Annotated in this window: 22 protein-coding genes; 11 read left to right on the top strand and 11 right to left on the bottom strand. The window is 52.0% G+C overall.

From position 1 onward, the window contains the following. Positions 1-145: 145 nt before the first annotated feature. The 3 genes from ACO2Q8_RS14465 to ACO2Q8_RS14455 all read left to right on the top strand — a co-directional run bounded on the left by ACO2Q8_RS14465 (position 146) and on the right by ACO2Q8_RS14455 (position 3,657). Positions 146-1,426 carry an amidohydrolase/deacetylase family metallohydrolase gene (locus ACO2Q8_RS14465; RefSeq protein ID WP_423345540.1) on the top strand — a complete coding sequence of 427 codons (1,281 nt, stop codon included), beginning with the start codon at positions 146-148 and terminating at the stop codon, positions 1,424-1,426. A gap of 144 nt (positions 1,427-1,570) precedes the next feature. Next, positions 1,571-2,677, top strand: coding sequence for a bile acid:sodium symporter family protein (locus ACO2Q8_RS14460; protein WP_423345539.1), 1,107 nt, complete (start codon positions 1,571-1,573; stop codon positions 2,675-2,677). Between the two features lie 77 nt (positions 2,678-2,754). Beyond that, complete coding sequence (locus tag ACO2Q8_RS14455; RefSeq protein ID WP_423345538.1) at positions 2,755-3,657, top strand: SMP-30/gluconolactonase/LRE family protein; 903 nt, start codon at positions 2,755-2,757, stop codon at positions 3,655-3,657. An 18-nt stretch (positions 3,658-3,675) separates the two neighbouring features. Here ACO2Q8_RS14455 and ACO2Q8_RS14450 read toward each other — a convergent pair whose 3' ends face one another. Further along, on the bottom strand, positions 3,676-4,734 hold the full coding sequence (locus ACO2Q8_RS14450) for a response regulator (protein ID WP_423345537.1): 1,059 nt from the start codon (positions 4,732-4,734) through the stop codon (positions 3,676-3,678). Next, positions 4,712-5,929 carry a PAS domain-containing sensor histidine kinase gene (locus ACO2Q8_RS14445; RefSeq protein WP_423345536.1) on the bottom strand — a complete coding sequence of 406 codons (1,218 nt, stop codon included), beginning with the start codon at positions 5,927-5,929 and terminating at the stop codon, positions 4,712-4,714. The genes ACO2Q8_RS14450 and ACO2Q8_RS14445 overlap by 23 nt, the downstream gene beginning before the upstream one ends. A gap of 242 nt (positions 5,930-6,171) precedes the next feature. Between ACO2Q8_RS14445 and ACO2Q8_RS14440 the strand changes: the two genes are divergently transcribed. Further along, on the top strand, positions 6,172-6,495 hold the full coding sequence (locus ACO2Q8_RS14440) for a thioredoxin (RefSeq protein ID WP_423345535.1): 324 nt from the start codon (positions 6,172-6,174) through the stop codon (positions 6,493-6,495). A 142-nt stretch (positions 6,496-6,637) separates the two neighbouring features. Here the strand turns inward: ACO2Q8_RS14440 and ACO2Q8_RS14435 are convergent, their stop codons facing one another. Further along, positions 6,638-6,880 carry a type B 50S ribosomal protein L31 gene (locus ACO2Q8_RS14435; protein WP_423345534.1) on the bottom strand — a complete coding sequence of 81 codons (243 nt, stop codon included), beginning with the start codon at positions 6,878-6,880 and terminating at the stop codon, positions 6,638-6,640. A 505-nt stretch (positions 6,881-7,385) separates the two neighbouring features. Here ACO2Q8_RS14435 and ACO2Q8_RS14430 point away from each other — a divergent pair. Continuing rightward, positions 7,386-9,845 (top strand): ribonucleoside-diphosphate reductase subunit alpha, encoded by a 2,460-nt coding sequence (locus ACO2Q8_RS14430; RefSeq protein WP_423345533.1) that lies wholly within the window; start codon positions 7,386-7,388, stop codon positions 9,843-9,845. A 487-nt stretch (positions 9,846-10,332) separates the two neighbouring features. Here ACO2Q8_RS14430 and ACO2Q8_RS14425 read toward each other — a convergent pair whose 3' ends face one another. After that, positions 10,333-11,064: a hypothetical protein gene (locus tag ACO2Q8_RS14425; RefSeq protein ID WP_423345532.1), complete on the bottom strand. Its 732-nt coding sequence runs from the start codon at positions 11,062-11,064 to the stop codon at positions 10,333-10,335. A gap of 118 nt (positions 11,065-11,182) precedes the next feature. On the opposite strand from ACO2Q8_RS14425, the gene ACO2Q8_RS14420 reads away from it, so the two are divergent. Beyond that, positions 11,183-11,452 (top strand): hypothetical protein, encoded by a 270-nt coding sequence (locus tag ACO2Q8_RS14420; protein WP_423345531.1) that lies wholly within the window; start codon positions 11,183-11,185, stop codon positions 11,450-11,452. Between the two features lie 30 nt (positions 11,453-11,482). On the opposite strand, the gene ACO2Q8_RS14415 is transcribed toward ACO2Q8_RS14420, so the two are convergent. From ACO2Q8_RS14415 to ACO2Q8_RS14405, 3 genes are read right to left on the bottom strand one after another with little or no spacing between them, the layout of a single operon-like run. Continuing rightward, entirely contained in the window at positions 11,483-11,896 is a 414-nt protein-coding gene (locus tag ACO2Q8_RS14415) for a type II toxin-antitoxin system VapC family toxin (protein ID WP_423345530.1), read from the bottom strand. Next, positions 11,893-12,135, bottom strand: a complete 243-nt coding sequence (locus ACO2Q8_RS14410) for a hypothetical protein (RefSeq protein ID WP_423345529.1) — start codon at positions 12,133-12,135, stop codon at positions 11,893-11,895. Before ACO2Q8_RS14410 ends, ACO2Q8_RS14415 begins: the two co-directional genes overlap by 4 nt. Continuing rightward, complete coding sequence (locus tag ACO2Q8_RS14405; protein WP_423345528.1) at positions 12,113-12,304, bottom strand: DUF4926 domain-containing protein; 192 nt, start codon at positions 12,302-12,304, stop codon at positions 12,113-12,115. Before ACO2Q8_RS14405 ends, ACO2Q8_RS14410 begins: the two co-directional genes overlap by 23 nt. Positions 12,305-12,377: 73 nt before the next feature. On the opposite strand from ACO2Q8_RS14405, the gene ACO2Q8_RS14400 reads away from it, so the two are divergent. Both ACO2Q8_RS14400 and ACO2Q8_RS14395 read left to right on the top strand, forming a co-directional pair. Then, entirely contained in the window at positions 12,378-12,527 is a 150-nt protein-coding gene (locus ACO2Q8_RS14400; RefSeq protein WP_423345527.1) for a DUF6934 family protein, read from the top strand. An 8-nt stretch (positions 12,528-12,535) separates the two neighbouring features. After that, positions 12,536-12,691 carry a hypothetical protein gene (locus tag ACO2Q8_RS14395; RefSeq protein ID WP_423345526.1) on the top strand — a complete coding sequence of 52 codons (156 nt, stop codon included), beginning with the start codon at positions 12,536-12,538 and terminating at the stop codon, positions 12,689-12,691. Positions 12,692-12,776: 85 nt separating this feature from the next. Here the strand turns inward: ACO2Q8_RS14395 and ACO2Q8_RS14390 are convergent, their stop codons facing one another. Beyond that, the gene (locus ACO2Q8_RS14390; protein ID WP_423345525.1) at positions 12,777-13,856 is read right to left on the bottom strand and encodes a hypothetical protein; all 1,080 of its coding nucleotides are present in this window, start codon (positions 13,854-13,856) and stop codon (positions 12,777-12,779) included. A 257-nt stretch (positions 13,857-14,113) separates the two neighbouring features. Here ACO2Q8_RS14390 and ACO2Q8_RS14385 point away from each other — a divergent pair, with 257 nt between their 5' ends. Further along, positions 14,114-15,130, top strand: a complete 1,017-nt coding sequence (locus ACO2Q8_RS14385) for a potassium channel family protein (RefSeq protein WP_423345524.1) — start codon at positions 14,114-14,116, stop codon at positions 15,128-15,130. Between the two features lies 1 nt (position 15,131). On the opposite strand, the gene ACO2Q8_RS14380 is transcribed toward ACO2Q8_RS14385, so the two are convergent. Beyond that, a complete protein-coding gene (locus ACO2Q8_RS14380) occupies positions 15,132-16,571 on the bottom strand; it encodes a glycoside hydrolase family 30 protein (RefSeq protein WP_423345523.1) in 1,440 nt (479 codons plus the stop codon). Between the two features lie 85 nt (positions 16,572-16,656). On the opposite strand from ACO2Q8_RS14380, the gene ACO2Q8_RS14375 reads away from it, so the two are divergent. Beyond that, positions 16,657-17,511, top strand: coding sequence for a DMT family transporter (locus ACO2Q8_RS14375; RefSeq protein WP_423345522.1), 855 nt, complete (start codon positions 16,657-16,659; stop codon positions 17,509-17,511). 65 nt (positions 17,512-17,576) lie between these two features. Here the strand turns inward: ACO2Q8_RS14375 and ACO2Q8_RS14370 are convergent, their stop codons facing one another. Further along, positions 17,577-18,056, bottom strand: a complete 480-nt coding sequence (locus ACO2Q8_RS14370; protein ID WP_423345521.1) for a hypothetical protein — start codon at positions 18,054-18,056, stop codon at positions 17,577-17,579. 120 nt (positions 18,057-18,176) lie between these two features. On the opposite strand from ACO2Q8_RS14370, the gene ACO2Q8_RS14365 reads away from it, so the two are divergent. After that, positions 18,177-19,034 (top strand): class I SAM-dependent methyltransferase, encoded by an 858-nt coding sequence (locus ACO2Q8_RS14365; RefSeq protein ID WP_423345520.1) that lies wholly within the window; start codon positions 18,177-18,179, stop codon positions 19,032-19,034. A 10-nt stretch (positions 19,035-19,044) separates the two neighbouring features. On the opposite strand, the gene ACO2Q8_RS14360 is transcribed toward ACO2Q8_RS14365, so the two are convergent. Then, positions 19,045-19,962, bottom strand: a complete 918-nt coding sequence (locus ACO2Q8_RS14360; RefSeq protein ID WP_423345519.1) for an FKBP-type peptidyl-prolyl cis-trans isomerase — start codon at positions 19,960-19,962, stop codon at positions 19,045-19,047. Positions 19,963-19,969: the final 7 nt, after the last annotated feature.

Below are 19,969 nucleotides of genomic sequence, written 5' to 3'. Positions count from 1 at the left end.
TTTACGGTTTATAGTTTACAGTTGATGAGTCAATTCTTTGAATGCCAAAACGTTATCCATGATTCATGGGCCATAAACTATAAACCGTAAACTATAAACTACAGACTATTCTCTCCTTCATTTTCAATGCCATAACCCCAAACCCATGAAGAACCTGTTACTTATCGTTGCGGCCCTGAGCCTGCTCGTCAGTGAGTGGACGCTGGCGCAACCGTACCACATCGTGATCAAAAACGGGCACGTCATCGACCCGAAAAATAACGTCGACGCCGTGATGGATGTGGCGATTCTGGACGGTAAGATTGCGAAGGTGGCCAAAAACATCGACGCGACCGGTGCGCGTCAGGTGGTCAACGCCAAAGGGCTGTACGTCACGCCCGGTATCATTGATATTCATACGCACGTTTTTTTCGGAACCAACATGGACCAGACCTACAGCAACGGCCCGAATGCCCTGCCGCCCGACGGTTTTACGTTCCGGAACGGCGTGACGACCATTGTCGACGCGGGCTGCTCGGGCTGGCGTGATTTCGAGACGTTCAAGAAGCAAACCATCGACGCATCGCAAACGCGGGTGCTGGCCCTGCTCAACATCGTCGGGAGCGGGATGCGGGGCGGCAAGTTCGAGCAGAACATTGAGGACATGGACGCCAAAGCCACGGCCGAAATGGCGAAGAAATACCCGGAGCAAGTCGTCGGCATCAAACTGGCGCACTTCAACGGCTACGACTGGACGCCGACCGACCGGGCCGTGGAAGCCGGGAAGCTGGCTGACAAACCGGTGATGATCGATTTTGGCGGGAGCAAACCGACTTTATCCATTGAGGAGTTGTTTCTGAAACGCCTGCGGCCGGGTGACATTTTTACCCACTGCTTCGGGCAACTGGCCACCCGCGAGCCAATTCTGGACGTGACGACCAACAAACTGAAACCGTTTGTCTGGGAAGCGCAGAAAAAAGGAATCATTTTCGACGTGGGTTACGGAGGTATCAGCTTCGCCTTCTCGCAGGCCATTCCGGCGCTGAAGAGCGGTTTTTACCCTAATACAATCAGTACCGACATTCATACCGGCAGCATGAACAACGCCATGAAAGACATGCTGAACGTGATGTCGAAATTCATGGCGATGGGCATGGATCTGAAAAGCGTGATCAAAGCCAGCACCTGGAGTCCGGCGCAGGCCATCAAACGGCCCGAACTCGGCCACCTGACCGAAGGTGCCGAAGCCGACGTCGCTCTGCTGGATGTGGTGGACGGGAAGTTTGCCGTGCGCGACACCGGTTATTTCGGCTTTTTCGACTACACCGGGCATAAAATTGAAGGAAAACAAAAACTGGCCTGCGAAATGACCATCCGCAAAGGCCGGATCGTGTACGACCTGAACGGGATTGCCGAACCCATCGTGGTCCGCCAGCGGCCGCAGTGAGGTCCGTACCCACGGACTTTAGTCCGTGTTTTTTTCCTGACAATTCGAGTTGCTAGCTCTAAAAACACGGACTAAAGTCCGTGGGTACGAAAGGGGAAACCGTTATATTTGGCTGTGTTTTCCTAAACCTTCTGAAATAGTATCATGCATAAACTGATTCTGGGTCTGGCGGGAGTTTGTCTGCTGGTCGCGCTCGCACTGATGGTCAGCGGCAATCTGCCGATGGCTGGTCCCTTCCTGATTGCCTGCTTTCTTTCCGTTGCCATCGGTTTTCGGGGGTACAAGAACCTGAAAGGCTTTTCGTACACCGTCGTCATCTTCGCGGCCGTTGTCACGGCGCTCTACTACCCGCAGTACTTTGTTTCGGTCGGAGATTTTAAATTCAGTACGCTCATTACGCCCCTGATTCAGCTCATCATGTTCGGGATGGGAACGTCCATGAGTCTCGACGATTTTGTGGGTGTCATCCGGATGCCGAAAGGCGTGCTGATCGGCGTCATCAGCCACTTCATCATCATGCCCAGCCTCGGCTATTTTCTGGCGAGCATCAGCGGACTGCCGCCCGAAATTGCCGCCGGGATCATCCTGATCGGCTGTTCGCCCAACGGCATGGCTTCCAACGTGATTTCGTACCTGGCGAAAGCAAACCTGGCCCTGTCGATTACGATTACGGCCGTATCGACCATGCTGGCCCCCTTCGTGACGCCGGTTTTGATGAAGTTGCTGGCTGGGGCTTTTGTCGAGATCAACACGGTACACATGATGATCGACATTGCTAAAATGGTGATCATTCCGATCGGCGCGGGGCTGTTGTTCAACCGGTTTTTGAGCGGAAAAGCCGTGTGGCTGGACAACCTGATGCCGTATGTGTCGATGTTCGGCATTGCCTTCATCATCGTGATCATCACGGCGGCAGGTCGCGACAGCCTGCTGACCATCGGGCCGTTGCTGCTGGGGCTGGTACTGGTGCACAACCTGTCGGGCTATTTCCTTGGCTACTGGTCAGGGCGACTGTTCCGGATGAGCGAGCGCGACTGCCGGACGATGGCGATTGAGGTCGGAATGCAAAACGGCGGTCTGGCGTCGGGCATTGCCAAGGAAATGGGTAAAATGGCGACGGTTGGGCTGGCCCCTGCCATCTTCGGCCCGTTGATGAACATCACCGGTTCCATTCTGGCATCATGGTGGCACAGCCGGATGCCGAAAGAGGAACGCGACGCCGTGCAGGAAATGGAATACCGGCGGCATTGAGTTTGAGTAGGTTTAGCGTTTATGGTCTATAGTTGTTCGTTTCAACTATAAACTATAAACAAATCAACGCTTTAAGAATGAATAAACATACGCTTGCCCTGGCTACTTGCCTCACCGGTTTCGCCCTGATGGCGACCCAGCCCGCCGACGATTTGTTTAAATCCGCCGTCTTTACGCCCGCCAACGGCTTTACCTCTGGTGTGGAAGGTCCGGCCGTGGATAAAACCGGGACGATTTATGCCGTGAATTTTGGCAAACAGGGCACCGTCGGCCAAATTACGCCGGGTGGAGAGGCCAGCGTGTTTGTGGAGTTGCCCGAAGGCAGCATTGGCAACGGCATTCGGTTTAATCGGAAAGGGGATATGCTGATCGCCGATTACCCCAAACACAACATTCTGAAAGTAGCGGCCGGGACAAAAACCGTCAGCGTGTTTGCCAACGAACCGCGCATGAACCAGCCGAACGACATTGCCATCGACGGCAAAGACCGGCTGTACGCCAGCGATCCGAGCTGGAAAAACAATACCGGCAACCTCTGGCGCATCGATACTGACGGCAAGGTGACGTTGCTGGAAGAGAACATGGGCACCACCAACGGCGTGGAGGTAAGTCCGGATGATAAGCGGCTGTACGTCAACGAGTCGAACCAGCGGAAAGTCTGGGTGTACGATCTGTCGGCCAGCGGGCAGGTGAGCAACAAACGGCTGTTGATCGAGTTTCCGGATTTTGGCATGGATGGGATGCGCTGTGACGCCGACGGCAATCTGTACATCACCCGGTTTGGCAAAGGCACCGTCGCCAAAGTGTCGCCTGATGGTAAAGTTGTGCAGGAAATTCAATTGATCGGCAAACGGCCGACCAACATCTGTTTTGGCGGTAAAGACGGCCGCACGGCCTACGTCACGTTGCAGGATCAGGGCAATCTGGAAACCTTCCGGGTCGACAAACCCGGCCGGGAGTGGGCCATGCGGAAAAAGTGAAAACCACCCCGGTTTCAATCACCACCGCGACCGCTTCAGCTTTTCGGGCTGGAGCACGCGGATATTAGTGCCTTTGATGTCGATCAAGCCGTCGTTTTTAAACTCACTCAGCGTCCGGATCAGCGATTCGGTGGCCGTGCCGACCATCGACGCCAGGTCATCGCGGGAGAACGGAATTACGGCCTGTTCCTGCTGCTCGTGTTGCAGACTTTCGTGCAGCCGCAATAGCGTATCGGCCACGCGCCGACGGAGGGAATTATACGCCATGCCCAGCAACTGCTGCTCGCGGTCGGTCACGCGGTTGGCCAGCAGTTGCACAAACCGCCGGGCCACCTCGCCATCGCGCGAAATCAGGCTCATAAAATCGTCTTTCGGGATATACAACAACTCCGAATCCTCCAGGGTTACGGCCGAATCCGTCTGGTCGGTATGTTCAAGCAGGCTCACGTAACCGAAGAAATCGCCCGGCTGGTACAAACCGGTAATAAACTCTTTACCGTCCGGGTTGGTTTTGAACGTTTTCACGCGGCCCGACTGCACAAAGTACAGCCGCGTTGGTTCATCACCTTCCGAATAAATATATTGCTTTTTCCGGATGACGTGGGTTTTCCGGTCGACCACCAGGGAGTTGATCCCGGTGGCGGTTTGGGCATCATCCAGAAACTGATTTAAGCCAGCCTGGGTCGGTTCGTACGATGGACGCATCTGCTCGAAGCGTTTCAGACGACCTTCGATCGCATTCAGCAGTTCAATTTCATCGAACGGTTTGGTCAGGTAATCGTCGGCCCCCATTTCCATGCCCCGGCGGAAGTCGGCCCGCTCGGTTTTGGCCGTCAGGAAGATAAACGGAATGCCAGCCAGATCGGGATTTTTGTTGAAAATATGCAGCACGCCATAGCCGTCCAAAACCGGCATCATAATATCGCAAATGACCAGATCCGGGCGGTTTTCCAGCGCCTTTTCGACGCCTACCTTACCGTTTTCCGCTGTAAGAACCTGGTACTGGGCCAATTCCAGAATCTCGGCAGTATTTTCCCGAATGTCGTTGTTGTCTTCAATGAGCAGAATCGTTTTCATGACGGAATGATAGGGTAACGGTGGTTCCGTGGTTGAGTTGACTTTGGAAGTCGATGGTGCCATTCAGCAGGGCTAGGTATTGCGCCACAATGTGCAGCCCCAGGCCGGTGCCTTCGATGGTGGTTGCGTTTTTAGCCCGGTAAAATCGTTCAAACAAATGTTTTTGATCTTCTTCCGAGATACCAATCCCTTCGTCCTGAATGGTGATCTGCACCTGCCCGTCGTCGCAGTGAAGACGCAGCCAGACGGGTTTGTATTCTCCGGAGTATTTGATGGCATTCGACAGCAAATTAACCAGTATTTTGCGAACAAGCGATTCATCGAGCCAAACCGCATGCGCACACTGTCCGTCGATCCGGATCGTTTGCCCGGTTTTCAGCAGGCTTTGCACATCCGAAACGACGCTCTCCACCAACTCATTCAGGCTAAAAAACGAATACGTCGCTTCTACTTTTCCTTCCTCCAGTTTGCCTACCGAAAGAAACTCCTCCAGGATGGCGTTCAGGTGGTTGACCGACGCTTTGATCCGCTGGATGTGGCGGTTTCGCTTGTCCTGTTGCTCGGTGGTCGTGTACTTGCCCAACAAATCGGCCGAGGTCAGAATCGCGCTCAGGGGTGTCCGGAACTCGTGCGAGGCCATCGACACGAACCGGGATTTTAGCTCGCCCAGTTCGCGTTCGGTTGTCAGGGCTTTGGACAACTCGTCTTTCGAGACTTCGAGCTGGTGCAGCGTCACCATCAGCGCGTTGGTCCGGTCGGCTACTTTCTGCTCCAGTTCGGCGTTGAGCTGCTCAATGCGGCTTTTCTGTTCGATCAGCGCCTGCTCGGCTTCTTTTTTGTATGTAATGTCGATGATGTAAGCCACCACATACAACTCGTCGTTCTGGTAAAAATAGCTCAGACTGATTTCGGCCGGAAACGTCGAACCGTCTTTTCGTTTGGCGCGCAGGTCGCGCCCGTGGCCCATGTGCCGGACTTCCGGATTGGCGTTGAACGACATGCGAAGGCTTTTATGAAGCGGAGCGATGGAGTCTGGCACGAGCAGTTCGATGGTTTGTCCGACCATTTCAGCTTCCGTATACCCAAACTGACTCAGCGCAAACCGGCTGACCGAAAGCATCCGTCCGCGGCTGTCAGAAAGGATAATGCCGATGGTGGCATTGGCAAAGACGGCCGAAAACAGGTCGGTAAACATGGGTTGGTGTCCGGTGAACTGCAAAGAAAAAAGTATCTGGTGATTGGCTGCAAGATAAAGGCAAAAAAAGAGGTAACGGCTGACGAATGTCAGTTTTTGAACCAATCAATCTCATGGAAGCAGTGCCTGAAAAGCGGCAATTTTACGAGAAGAAGAGGATTGCTGCGGGGAAGCCCGTCGGTAGACTGTTTACGGTTTTCAGAAAACCGACAAACCAGCTACCGCAAATGTGAACGCTTTGTATGGAAACGACTTTTTTTCGGCCCCTTTTTGTCCCTGCCAAAACCGCGGTTTTGCTGGTATTCGTGCCTGTCTCGTTACCGCAGCAGACCCTGATCAATCAATTATTGGCACAGGTAAACAGCGAACTGGGCGATTTCATTCGAATCACCCGCGTTGAGCAGGGGGTGCATCCGGAAGTGGTGCGCAGCTTTGGGGTGCAGCAGCTTCCCTCGTTTATTCTGCTCCGGCAGGGCACCGAAATCTGGCGGCACAATGGCCTGCTGGAAGCCCACGACCTGATCCGGCACCTGACCGAGCAATTGCAGGAAGCGACGGGCTGGTGAGGACCAAAGATACGGGATGCTGGATACTTGATACTGGATGCCAGCGATTCGCCTGTCTACCCGTGTCTTTTGTCTGGTGTAAAACTAAAAAAACTCCGCCCGGATGCTTCCAAGCGGAGTTTTTTCGTGTAAACCGGACGACTTATTTCTTGCCGTACCGCTTCAGGAATTTATCCACACGACCCGTCGTATCGAGCAGAACGTTCTTGCCGGTGTAGAACGGGTGTGATTCGGAGCTTACCTCGACTTTAACCACCGGGTAGGTGTTGCCTTCAAACTCAATGGTTTCTTTCGTTTGAACCGTCGAACGGCTCAGGAACTTGTGATCGCTGGTCAGATCCCAGAATACGACTTCCCGGTACTCTGGATGGATGCCTTTTTTCATGACAATATAAATGGTACAATAAAACTCGGTTGAACAACTCAGTTCTGAATATCGGGCCACCGACCGGTTTTGCGGGTCGGATGGATTTAAGGACTGCAAAGGTAAAGACTTTCCCGTTGGTTTCCAACCGCTTTGCCTGCTTTTGTTGCGATCAAAAAAAGTATGTTACTGTAGGTTGAATTTTTAGGGTTTTTTCGGCAATTTGACCAACAATTCGGTAACAATCAGTGTTTTACCGGTAGGGAAAAACCGTTCGCTAAATAAAGGAAAATAAACCCTATCAACTTTTTTAGACCTTTTTTCCGGTAGGGTTTCGGTAAGTAATTCTGAGTAAGGTCTTAACAGTTTCTTAACACGCCCCCCGGTTTTAATATTTCCAAGTTAACGGAGCCGGTGCGAATTTTCTGCTTTGCTTTGTTGTACTAGTGCATAGTACCTTTAAGAATCGAATCCGAGTCAATTACATACCATTTCATACATCTACAATATCATCCCAAATCATACTATGTACGTAATCAAGCGCGACGGCCGCAGGGAATCGGTCAAACTCGACAAGATCACGGCACGGATTGAAAAACTGTGCTACGGTTTAGACCCCGCCTATGTACAACCGATCGAAGTCTCGATGAAAGTGGTCAACGGGATTTACGACGGGGTGAAAACCACCGAACTTGACAACCTGGCCGCCGAAACGGCTGCTTCGATGACGACTCGGCACCCAGATTATGCGATTCTGGCGGCCCGGATGGCCATCTCCAACCTGCACAAGGAGACGAACAAGTCGTTTTCGGGAACGATCAAACGGCTGTACAATTACGTCGACCCCAAAACCGGTGAAAATGCCGCCTTGATTTCGAAGGAAGTCTACGATGTAGTTCGGAAAAATGCCGCCCTGCTCGACTCCACCATCATTTATGACCGCGATTACGGTTACGACTATTTCGGGTACAAAACGCTCGAAAAATCGTATTTGCTGAAGATGGATGGCAAAATTGCCGAACGTCCGCAGCACATGCTGATGCGCGTGGCTGTCGGGATTCACATGAACGACGTGGAAGCCGCCGTTGAAACGTATAACCTGCTGTCGGAGAAGTGGTTTACGCACGCAACGCCGACGCTGTTCAACGCCGGAACGCCCAAACCGCAGATGTCGAGCTGCTTCCTGCTGACGATGAAAGACGACAGCATCGAGGGCATTTACGACACGCTGAAACAAACCGCCAAGATTTCGCAGTCGGCGGGCGGAATTGGTCTGAGCATTCACAACATCCGCGCGACCGGAACGTATATTAAGGGCACGAACGGCACCTCGAACGGGATCATCCCGATGCTGCGGGTGTTCAACGACACGGCCCGCTACGTCGATCAGGGCGGAGGCAAGCGCAAAGGGTCGTTTGCAGTGTACCTGGAACCCTGGCACGCTGACATTTTTGATTTCCTGCAACTGAAGAAAAACCACGGCAAGGAAGAACTCCGCGCCCGTGACCTGTTCTACGCCCTCTGGGTGCCGGATCTGTTCATGAAGCGGGTGGAAGACAACGACGTCTGGTCGCTGATGTGTCCGCACGAGTGCCCGGGTCTGGCCGATACGCACGGCGAAGCATTTGTCGAACTGTATGAGCAATACGAGCGCGAAGGCCGGTTCCGGCGTCAGGTGAAGGCGCAGGATCTGTGGTACGAAATTCTGGAATCGCAGACCGAAACCGGTACGCCGTACATGCTCTTTAAGGATGCGGCCAACTCGAAATCGAACCAGAAAAACCTGGGTACGATCAAGTCGTCGAACCTGTGCACGGAAATCATCGAGTACACTTCGGCCGACGAAGTGGCGGTTTGTAACCTGGCGTCGATTGCTCTGCCGAAGTTTGTAACCCGGGGCGCCGACGGCATCATGCGGTTCGATCACCAGAAACTGTACGACATCACGAAGGTTGCAACCCGCAACCTGAACAAAATCATCGACATCAACTACTACCCGGTGGAAGAAGCCCGTCGGTCGAACATGCGCCACCGGCCGATTGGTCTGGGCGTTCAGGGGTTGGCTGATGCGTTCATCATGCTCCGGATGCCGTTCGAATCGGACGAAGCGAAGCAGTTGAACAAGGATATTTTCGAGACCATCTACTTTGCCGCCATGACGGCGTCGATGGAACAGGCCAAGCAGTACGGCCCGTACGAAACCTGGAAAGGCTCGCCGATTTCGCAGGGCATCTTCCAGTTCGATATGTGGGGTGTGAAACCGGAGTCGGGCCGCTGGGATTGGGAGTCGCTGCGGAAAGAAGTGGTGCAGCACGGCGTTCGGAACTCGCTGCTGCTGGCCCCGATGCCGACCGCGTCGACCAGCCAGATTCTGGGCAACAACGAGTGTTTCGAGCCGTTTACGTCGAACATCTACGTCCGGCGCGTGTTGTCGGGCGAGTTTGTGGTCGTGAACAAATACCTGCTGAAAGACCTCGTGAAGCTCGGCATGTGGAACGACCGGATGAAAAACATGCTCATTGCCGCCAACGGCTCGGTGCAGAACATTCCGGGAATTCCGCAGAACATCAAGGATCTGTACAAGACGGTTTGGGAGATCAAGCAGAAAACCGTCATCGACATGGCCGCCGACCGGGGCGCGTACATCTGCCAGTCGCAGTCGCTGAATATCCACATGGTGGACGCCAACTTTGGCAAGCTGACCTCGATGCACTTCCACGCCTGGAAGCGCGGCCTGAAAACCGGCATGTACTACCTCCGCACGAAAGCCGCTGCCGACGCCGTCAAGTTCACGGTGGAAAAACAGGCCGACGCGCAACTGGAGCCGGTGCTGGTTGAAACAATGGAAAAACCGCTCAACTACGAGAAGTTCGCCCAGGAGGGAGCAGCCGCCCACCCCGTACAAGTCAGCGAAGCCGAAGCCGCCTATGCCGCGATGGTGTGTTCGATTGACAACAAGGATGATTGCGAGGCTTGCGGGAGTTGATAGGAAGATAATATATTGACTTTGTTTCAGTGCCACGGCCTTGCAGCCGTGGCACTATTGCTTTAGGACAGGATGAGTCATAATAAAAGTAAATTAGATAATTAATATAGATTGTAGTAACATGCAAGAAGATGAAAGGAATACAAGATTAGGTAAGTGTCGTAAAAGAGGTCATGTAATAGACAAGATCAAGTACATCAAATAGACGGATCATTAGATGAGCACTGGGAGTGTTACTTTAGTTCAAAGAGTAAGAAAGCAAAAGATATGTAAGAAAAGATTGGCTGGATAATACTATTAAGGCTTCCAAGAAGAGACGATAAGATAGTACTGTCAAGGCATACAATAAGATAGTGAAGAAAAAGAGATTTGGAAAGCTAATGATTAGATATTATTATTGTAAATGAAAAAAGGAGCTACGGCATAATGAAATGCTTTCGCTCCCTTTTGGTGAATGCGCTGTCACCACAGTACTACTGAATCCAACTTAATTGGAGTTAGAAAAGCCTGAGTGGTTGAATGCTTGACCGTTTAACTCTTCAGCCGCATCTGCTAACGGTTTTTCTCCATCAGTTTTGGATTCAACATTGCCACCTGTAGGAGCAGGTGGCAATTTCTTTTCAGAGACAATTACTTCATAATCTTTCAATGCCTCTGTATATTCTGGCTTTACCTGCAAGTTCTCATCGAATCGAGTTTTATTTACAAAACCAAAATCAATCTCGTTTTTCAGAGAACGTACTTTAAGTATATCTCCTCTTACAACCATTCGTGAAACGGTCGGTGCTATTTTCTCATATATTGTCTTGTAGCTAACATCCTTCCAATTTAAATCTATTTTTTTAATTTCCTCAACAATCTGAGGTACACGAAAAATAGATGCTCCTGGTTGATTTGTAATGAACTTAATCTTCTCTGCATGAGTCCATTCAGGATTATAAACTGACTTATCGGTTAGAATCTCAACAATATTAGAACTGCTTACTTTTACTTCAAATTTATTAAGTTGTACTGTAGGCAAAGTATGTGTTAGACTCAAATTCTCATAATACTCAAGAGCAAGGCCTTTTTTCTTGCGCTCTTGCGTCATTTGCTCAATGTTCTTATCCATTTCTGCAATTTCCTTTTTGATATGATGTATCTTTTCTTCATAGAATTTGAAGAAATCTTGTTCAATACCTTCAGGAAGTTTAGTAGAATTGTTGGTTGAATCTACCATGACTTGGACTTGCTTCAATGATATAGTCAAATATATCTAGGGTGCAAGACCATTGCAAGCGTATTCATAGATATTTATTTGGCCTTCTGAAAAAACTTTTATAAATGGAAATAAAAATATGAAAATTACAAAAATGATGAACGCCATACGAAAAATCATCCAACAGCAAGGGCGGAACACCATAACCGTTGAACTGCCTGAAGACGTTGAGGCCGAAACCATCGAAATGATTCTGCTGCCGGTTGAGGAACCGTCACCGGCATTGGAAGGCGATTTAACCGAATTGCAAAAATTACTGCTGAAAGTCCCGCCAATGATTGACGCGGAACTGAACGATGTTGAAGAAAAGCGAAACGCCTTGAACCAATGGCAGAAAAAATCGGCGTAGAGAATCAATTCGCCTGCAAATAAACCTTCATCAAGCATCAATCCAATTCTCCAGTTTAATACCGGCCAAATCCGCAAAATGCCTTGTATTTCGGGTCACTAATGTCAGCCCGTATACGATGGCTGTTGATCCAATCAGTAAATCGAAGTCATCAATCGTTCGGCCTTTTTGTCTTAGAGCAGCTTTTTGTCGGGCATATTCAGGCAGTGCTTCACCAATGAGGAGGATGCGTCCCTGAAAAAGAGTTTGGAGATTTTCAACATTTTGCCGGTTTTTCTGTCGCCGATCCGGTGCACTATTTTCTACGCCAAATAGCAATTCAGCAAGGGTAATCTCCGATAATAAACACGATTTTGTACCAATCTGCGCAATTTTCTGCTTAATGCTAAATTCGTCTTTTATGAGATGGACGCAAATGTTGGTGTCGAGCAAATAACGGTTCATAGTTGCACATCGCGCTCGCGAAAGGATCGGGCGTTTTGAAGCATAGTGGCCAGCTCATCGCCGGATTCGTCACTTTGCCAACCGCCAGCCACACGATCCAGTAACCGTAACTCTTCCGCTTCACTCAATTCGGTTTCCGTGTGCGTCTCTTTGATGCGAAGTCCCAAACGCTGAGCCAGCCCTTTAAGTAGCGTAAAGTCCTGGTCGTTAAGGGTTTCAATCGTGATGGTGTGCGTCATACGGGATGCGTATTAATGCTGGATGATTGATGCAAATTACTGAAATAAACGCAATTTCTTTTGAGTGTGTTCCTTTATCCACGATAACGCCGATTTCGCCCCGGCGCATCTTGTGTTCCGGCAGGGGAGCGGTTAGGGCAACCAGATCGTGTAAGTGTAATTCGTCCATTGGATTTTACCACTTGTTGAATATGTACAAACACATACATTTGTGCTGAGTTCCCACCGCTGTAACATAAATAATGGATAACCCGTATCAAATTGCTATAAGCAAAGAAATTTTTAAAGTGAATCACTTGTTTGCCATACAAGGATTTACGAATGGGGATTTCGAAAAGTTTGAGTTTGGGAAGGAATATGAAGGATTTGCTATTTCAGCCAGGAAAAGCTAGTATTGACTATGAAGACTGCCAAAAAGCCTGTTAAATCAACTCCCAAACCAGCAGAAGCCGGTTTTTATAAAACGGAGGAGGAAGCTGTAGCCGCGAAAGTCCGGCTGGTTGAAACCATGCTGGCAAACGCTAATTGGGAATCGTTCAAGAAAGCTGCTAAGTAACGCGTTCAACTACGCAACAAAATTAGCTCCGCTAAAACAGAGCAGGTTTTGTTGCGTATTCTTACTTTGAAAACAAACCCCTCCCTTATTTCCGATGCCTTGCCAGCCACTGGTCTACGCTGGCGGTGATCGAAAACCGGACGCCTTTAAATCGCTCGGGCCGGGGCGCGTCCAGGGCTTGCCGGAGTTGGAGCACGGCGGGGTAAAAATCAACGCCCCGGTTCAGGAATTGCTGATCAAGCGCTCGCAACAACCGGTCGATGCCGTACGAATCAAAACTCCAGTGTTGCAGGTTGTTGCTGTCTTTCAGGTCCGCCCGAATGCTGGCCGAGAGCCAGCCGATGCTCTGGTTCAGGGGGCCGACAAACTGGTCAGGATGCTCCACCGGATTGCCATCCAGAAAATAATAAACTTCCCGATACCCCCATTCACTTTGGAGCAACGCCAGGATCTCGGCTTCCCAGTTCGGATGCGCTTTGATCTTGGCCAGGGCCGCCTGCCGGATGTCATCGGGCTGGTACCGACTGGAATAACCCAGCAGGTTGATAATGGGATCGTCGGTTTTTTGAGCAGCAATCGTCTCCAGATTCTGCCGGTGCCAGGTATCTTCCCGCTCTGCGTGATAAGCCCTGTTGGCCTCCGAAAGCCGGTCGGATTCTCGAACGTAACCCACCAGCAACCCACCGGCAAATACGGTACCGAGAACGAGTGCCAATCCGAACGAAACCTTGAGAAAGGTAAGTGGAATAAGAGACGGGCCGGAGGCCGGAAGCGAAAGAAAGCATGGCACCAGCCAGAACAGCGGTATCCAGAACTGCCCCTGCCGAACGGCTACTTCGCGCAAAAAGGCGGGATAAAGCGTGTTGCTGTGCCACTCCCATTTGAATACCGCACAAAAAAACGTCGTTAAAGCCACCACTAGCCAGGCAAACAGTATCAGCAGCGTCCGGATGCTGCCTGCCGGAGCGATCCAATCAAAGCCGCCCCGGACGTTTAGCGTGATCGTTAGCAGCAAACTGACAAGGGCAAAACCGGCACCCCAGAAGAATAGCCCCAACCCGTAGCCCATGGCATTTTCGCCAACCAGCGAGGGTTTGGAAGCGGTAAACCAGGTCAGGCCGATGAAGAATACGGCCGTCAGGACGGCGAAAAGGTAGGCAAGCATGCGGGTTTACGGTTACGGCGGATGGACGAAAGATAACGTTTTAAACGGGATCCCCGAAGAATCGCTCGCTTGCGCCGACTTCACCCGATTCGCCAGGGAAAGTTTTGCGGAAAGCCTGAGCGTTTTTGTTATTAATGTAACTGTATAGTTCGGATTGGGTACATCTGGCAAAATATAATTTGTAATAACATCGCATAAGTATATTTATCTGCTGGTAAAATTGCTATTTTTGAAATTATCTCTTTCTGAGCCAGCACATGTTCAACGGTAGTCAGCGGTATTCGCTTCTTGTTCCGTTTCTGATCATTCTTGCCATTTCCTGCATGGGCGTGGTGGGCTATACTGCCATTGAGGACTATAATTTCATTGACGCCCTGTATATGACCGTGATTTCGATCACCACGGCAGGGTACACCGAGGTACGACCCTTGTCGCCAGCGGGCCGCATTTTTACCATTATCCTCCTGATTTCCAGCTTTACGACCTTCGCCTACGCCTTAGCAATTATTACCCAGTACGTCGCCAGTGGCGAGTTTATCAACTTCTTCAAACACCGAAAAATGACCAAACAGATTGATGAGTTAACCAACCACGTGATTCTCTGTGGTCTCGGGCGAAACGGGCAGGAAGCGGCCATCACGTTGCGTCAGCACAAAGTACCGTTCGTGGTCATCGAACAGAATGAGGAGCGGGTGCGGACGTATATGATCAAAAACGAATCGTTGCTGTATCTGATCGGCAACGCGACGGAAGACGAAACCCTGCAACGGGCGGGCATTGGCCGGGCCAAGGCGCTGCTGACGGCCCTTCCGAACGATGCCGACAACGTGTTCATCGTCCTGAGCGCCCGGAGCCTGAATGATAAACTAACCATCATCAGCCGGGCGTCGCAGCACTCGGCTCAAACTAAGCTACGGAAAGCCGGGGCTAACCGGGTGGTCATGCCCGACCGCATCGGCGGTGCGCACATGGCCAGCATCGTCAGCCGACCGGACATCATGGAGTTTCTGGAATACCTGACCGGGTACGCCGAAAGTGGTTCGGTCGTGGATGTGATGGAAATTGGCAAACTTCCGAAAGAATATGCCGGGCTGCCACTCCAGCACCTCCTCAACGATCGTCTGGCCGACGGTATTGTCATTGCTATCCGAACGGCCTCCGATTACCTCCTGACACCTGCGCCCGATCTGGTTCTTGAACGCGGAATGAAACTCTTTTTCCTGCATCAGATTAAGGCTCGTCACCCACAGCCAGCGCTGACACAAAACCTGTAGGTTACCACACCAGCGTCCCTACTGAACCGGCTGGCAGGTTCACATTCATCACTTTCCCCCGAAACCGCACACTGAAAGCCTGCGGCCCGGCGCTTTCATTCAGGACAATCAACACCCGCCGACCGTCCGGGGTTTTGAAGGCTACGTTGGGCAGATTCGGCACCAGATTCGAGGCAATCCGGACGGAACCGGGCCGCACAAACTTGGACGCCGAAGCCACGATGTAATACGCCGGATTGCGCGTCACGGCGTTGCCGTCGATCGTCAGCGCGCCCAGGCAACGGTCGCAGCCGCCCTCGGTATGCGGTTTTTGCTGCGGGTCGGCGGCCAGGTTCCATTGCAGAACCGTCCGCGCCCAGTTGCGCAACGCGCCCACAATCAGGTTTTTGACGTGCCAGCCGAGGTCGCCTTTCAGGTCGCCGGGTGCGCCAATCCACTGCTCCGTAAAATACAGGTTCTTATCGGGATGGGCTTTGTGCACCTCCGACAAGGCTTCAATCGGCCCCGCGTACAAGTGAAACGCCGAGCCATCGACGTATTGGCGGGCTTCCGGGTCGTTCAGGATCGTGATCGGGTAGTCGGGCCGGTCGGCGTTGTGGTCGTACAGAATGATTTTGGTGTCGATTCCGGCGGTTTTGAACGCCGGGCCGAGGCTCTTTTTGATAAAAACCGCCTGTTCTTCCGGCAACATCAGCAGGCTTGGGTTGTTGCCCGGATGCAGCGGCTCGTTCTGAATGGTGATGGCGTCGATCCGGATACCTTCGGCTTTCATGCCCTGAATGTATTTCACGAAATACCGGGCGTAGGCGTCGTAAAATTCCGGTTTCAGACGGCCGCCTTTCGAATTCCCGTTGGTCTTCATCCAGGTCGGGGGCGACCAGGGCGAGCCCAGAATCTTGATCGCCGGATTGATCGTCAGAATCTGTTTCAACACCGGGATCAGGTGCTTGCGGTCGGGGTCCAGGCTAAACCGGCTCAGTTCGGGGTCGGTCTGGCCGTCGGGCAGATCGTCGTACGAAAACACACGCTCGTCGAGGTCCGACGCACCGATGCTCACGCGTAAATAGCTGACGCCGATATTATTGTCGTCGGTCGCAAACAGTTCGTTCAGCAAAGCCGCCCGCTCCGGCGCACCCATCCGGTTGATGAGCATCGCGCTGCCGCCCGTGAGCGTATACCCAAAACCGTCCATCGTCTGAAACGTCTGACTTTCATCCACTTCAATGGTCGGCGACTGGCCCGAAGCATCGCCGAACGACAAGGGGGCAGTTTGCCGCTGAAAGAGCGCCGACCGATCCGGGTTGATCAGCCACAGTTCTGCGGCACCGGAGGGCGGGCGGTTTCCGGTTGGTCGCCGACAGCCGACCTGAATCACCAGTAAAACCGTGAGCAGGAGGGCGAGAAAATGAGATAACGGGGACAGGGGTTTTGTTCGCTTCATACGAGTTTCTGTTCTGGTCGCCTTGGTCAACTACCGCCAGCGCCGTACCTTTGGTCTTCTTTCCAACCTTGTTTGTTGCTCCTGAATGTCGGCCCGGCTGAGTCTTTTCATTGGTATCCTTTGCATCAGTATTTTCCCGGTTCTGGTTCGCTCGACGCCGATTTCGGGCGTTAGCGATGCATTTTACCGCCTGAGCCTGGCTACGCTGCTGATCTGGCCGTATGTGCTCATTCGTCGGAAATGGAATCCGGAAACGCTGCGCTACTGGAAACCGATCACCGTCTGCGGTATTTTCTTTGCATCCGACATCGCCGTCTGGAATCTGTCCATTCAGTATTCTTCGGCCACTCAGGCCAGCCTGCTTACCAACCTATCGCCGATCTGGGTGGGCATCTGGGCGTTTCTGTTCATGCCCGAGAAGCCGACGCGGTATTTCTGGCTCGGAACGGCGCTGGCCCTCGTCGGGCTGGTGCTGCTCATGGGCGTCGAAACGTTTTTAACCCTGAAAATAGACAAAGGTTTTGGTCTGGGCGTTTTATCCGGCTTATTTTATGCCGGGTACATCATTGTCAGCAAATCCGTTCTGCGCCAGCTACCGATTTTGAGTTTCATGACGGGCAGCATGACGGTATCGAGCCTGTACTTGGGCGGTTTGTGTTGGGCGCTGGGTGAGCCATTGTGGGGATTTGACGGGCGGATTTGGGCCTCGCTGGCGGTGCAGGCGCTGGTTTGCCAGTTGTTGGGCTGGTTTTCGGTTAGTCACGCCCTGCAACATATTGCGGCCCAGCGGGTTTCGTTGAGTTTGCTGAGTCAGGCCGTGGTGACGGGTGTGCTGGCCTGGTTGTTGATCGATGAGCGGATTACCGCTCAGATGATCATGGGGGGCATTGTGGTTCTGGTGGGAATCGCGATTACCTTCCGCCGTACCCACGGACTTTAGTCCGTGAGTCTTAGCTATCTCATTGAGTAACTAACAACTCACGGACTAAAGTCCGTGGGTACGCACTACTGCCCGGCCTGAACCGTCTGGGGATTCAGGTTCGTGAGGGCGCAAACGTGGATGATTTTCCATTTCCCGCCAATCTTCTCCACCACCCGCGACTCTTTCGAGGTGGTAGTGCCGTGGCTGTCGATCAGCATCTGGTCGTACCAGACAAAGGCCATCTTGCCGTTGAGATGAATCTCGTAATTCGTGTTGTAAATCGAAACCTGGTCCGCCGGTCGGGTGCTGGTAAAGTGATTTTTAAACTGCTTTTCCATGTTTTCCCAACCCTTGATCAGGGTAAAATCGCCACCGTACAAATTTGCTGCAAAGTAGATATACGGGGTATGTGCCCAGCAATCTGCCCATTTTTCCTGGTCCCGTTTAAAGAACCCCTCCGTCTCGTTGTAAAGAACGGTTTTGATGGCCACGTGTTCGTTTTGCCCAAAGGCGGAAAACACCGGCCCAGCCAGCACGACCCATAAAATCAGAATCTTTTTCATGATCGTAACAGGGGATGGTATGGAATGAAGGTAATGGTTATTATTGTAACATTCAAGTATTATTTTGTATTTAATCGCCCAAAAAGAAGAGCGTAAGCTGTAAACGTTATTTTCGATCCAATGTCGAACGAAACTGCCACTGCCCGGGCGGCTATGCCCACCGTTGCCAATCCTATTCTGGAGCGCCGGACGGTTGAAAACAGCAACCGCAACGTATTAAAATACCTGAAACCGGGGCTAACGGTGCTGGATGTGGGTTGTGGCTCCGGGGCCATCACACGGGGGATTGCCGAGCGGGTAGGGCCGCAGGGCCGGGTGCTGGGCATCGATCCGGGTGAGAAGCTGATTGCCGCAGCGCAGCAACATACAGTCGGTCTGCCGCAACTGTCGTTTCAGCAAGCCGACCTGTACACATTTGAAACCACCGAGCGGTTCGATCTGGTGACCTGCGCTCGCGTACTGCAATGGCTAAACCGGCCGGAGGAAGCGTTGGTACGGATGAAAGAATGGGTAAAACCGGGCGGTTTTTTGGCGGTGCTGGATTACAACCACGAAAAAGTCGAGTGGTTGCCCGAGCCACCGGACGCCATGCGGACGTTTTATGACGCCTTTCTGCGCTGGCGGCAGGAAGCCGGTTTTGATAACGCCATCGCCGATCACCTTGCAGCACTGTTCGAACGAAACGGGCTGGCCGAAGTGACAGCCGAACTGCAGTTTGAAAGCAGTCGGAAAGGAGAACCCGGTTTTGCCACGGCCAGCCGCATCTGGTCGGAAGTGGCCGAAATCCGGGGTCCGCAGTTGGTTCAGGACGGCTACGTTTCGGAGGAAGACCGGCTTCGGGCTATTGCTGAATACGATCAGTGGGTTGCTACTACCGGCGAATCCATGCAGTTGTATCTGCTGGCAGTGGAAGGGAAGCGAGTTGAAGAAAAAACGGGTTTACTCCGACCCAGCCTGGGTCGGAGTAAACCCGAATAAAAAAACGCCCTTATTTCGCGGATTTAACGGTGACTTCAAACGCCAGGGGCGTGTAGGGAGGAACGATGTAATAGCCTTTGCTCTGATCGTAGCTGCCCTGGGCACCATAACCTACACCGGAGGGAAAAACGAGAACAGCTTTATCGCCTACGCTCAATTGCTGAATACCCGCGTCAAAGCCGGAAATTACCTGGTTCGAGCTGGTTTTGAAGCTCAGTGAGTCACCTTTGTCGAAGGGGGTGCTGGCCCGGAAGGTATTGGCTGTATACGCAACCGTTACGGTCTGGTTCGTGGTAACACGGGCACCGGTCCCTTTTGAAGTAATGTATACGCGAACGCTGTCCGTTGAATTGGGCACCAAAGTCGTTGACGTAGGCGCTCCCAGCTTTTTGATGGCGGCATAATCGTCCATCTGCTCGAGTTGCGTCCGCGACCGTTTTAGGGTGACATCAAAAACAACCGCGCTGTAAGCAGGCATTTTGCCGCTCCGGGTATCATTCCCGAACGCGATGTTGGAGGGCATAAAGAATCGGGCGCTCTGGCCTTCGCGCATTAGCAGAAATCCTTCTTCCAGTCCCTGCACCACAACCCCGGCCAGGAAAGGAATGTACGCCGATTTGGTCTTGTTGGCACTGTCGACCAGAACGGTTGTGCTACCGGCGATATACGACAACGTGTACGTAAACTCCAGTTCTTCGTTTGCTGTTGCGGCTTTAGCGGATGAGTTGGCGGGGGTAATAATGTGGTATAAACCGGAAGCGGTTTTCGTTACCTGACTTTGTAACTGATTAGCATTGAGGTAATTGCGAATCTCTTGGTCGTTTTTCTCCGCCATACCGGCACTCTCGTCGTTGAAATTATTCATACAAGAGGTCAGACCGATCACCAGGAGGAAGGCAATAAAAACATTAAACGGCTTGAATTTCATGCTCGAT

Origin of the sequence: Larkinella sp. VNQ87, assembly GCF_049445795.1 — a bacterium.
Taxonomy (GTDB): Bacteria; Bacteroidota; Bacteroidia; order Cytophagales; family Spirosomataceae; genus Larkinella.
Note: the sequence above shows the minus strand (reverse complement) of the source record. Positions and strands in the feature narration are given on the sequence as shown.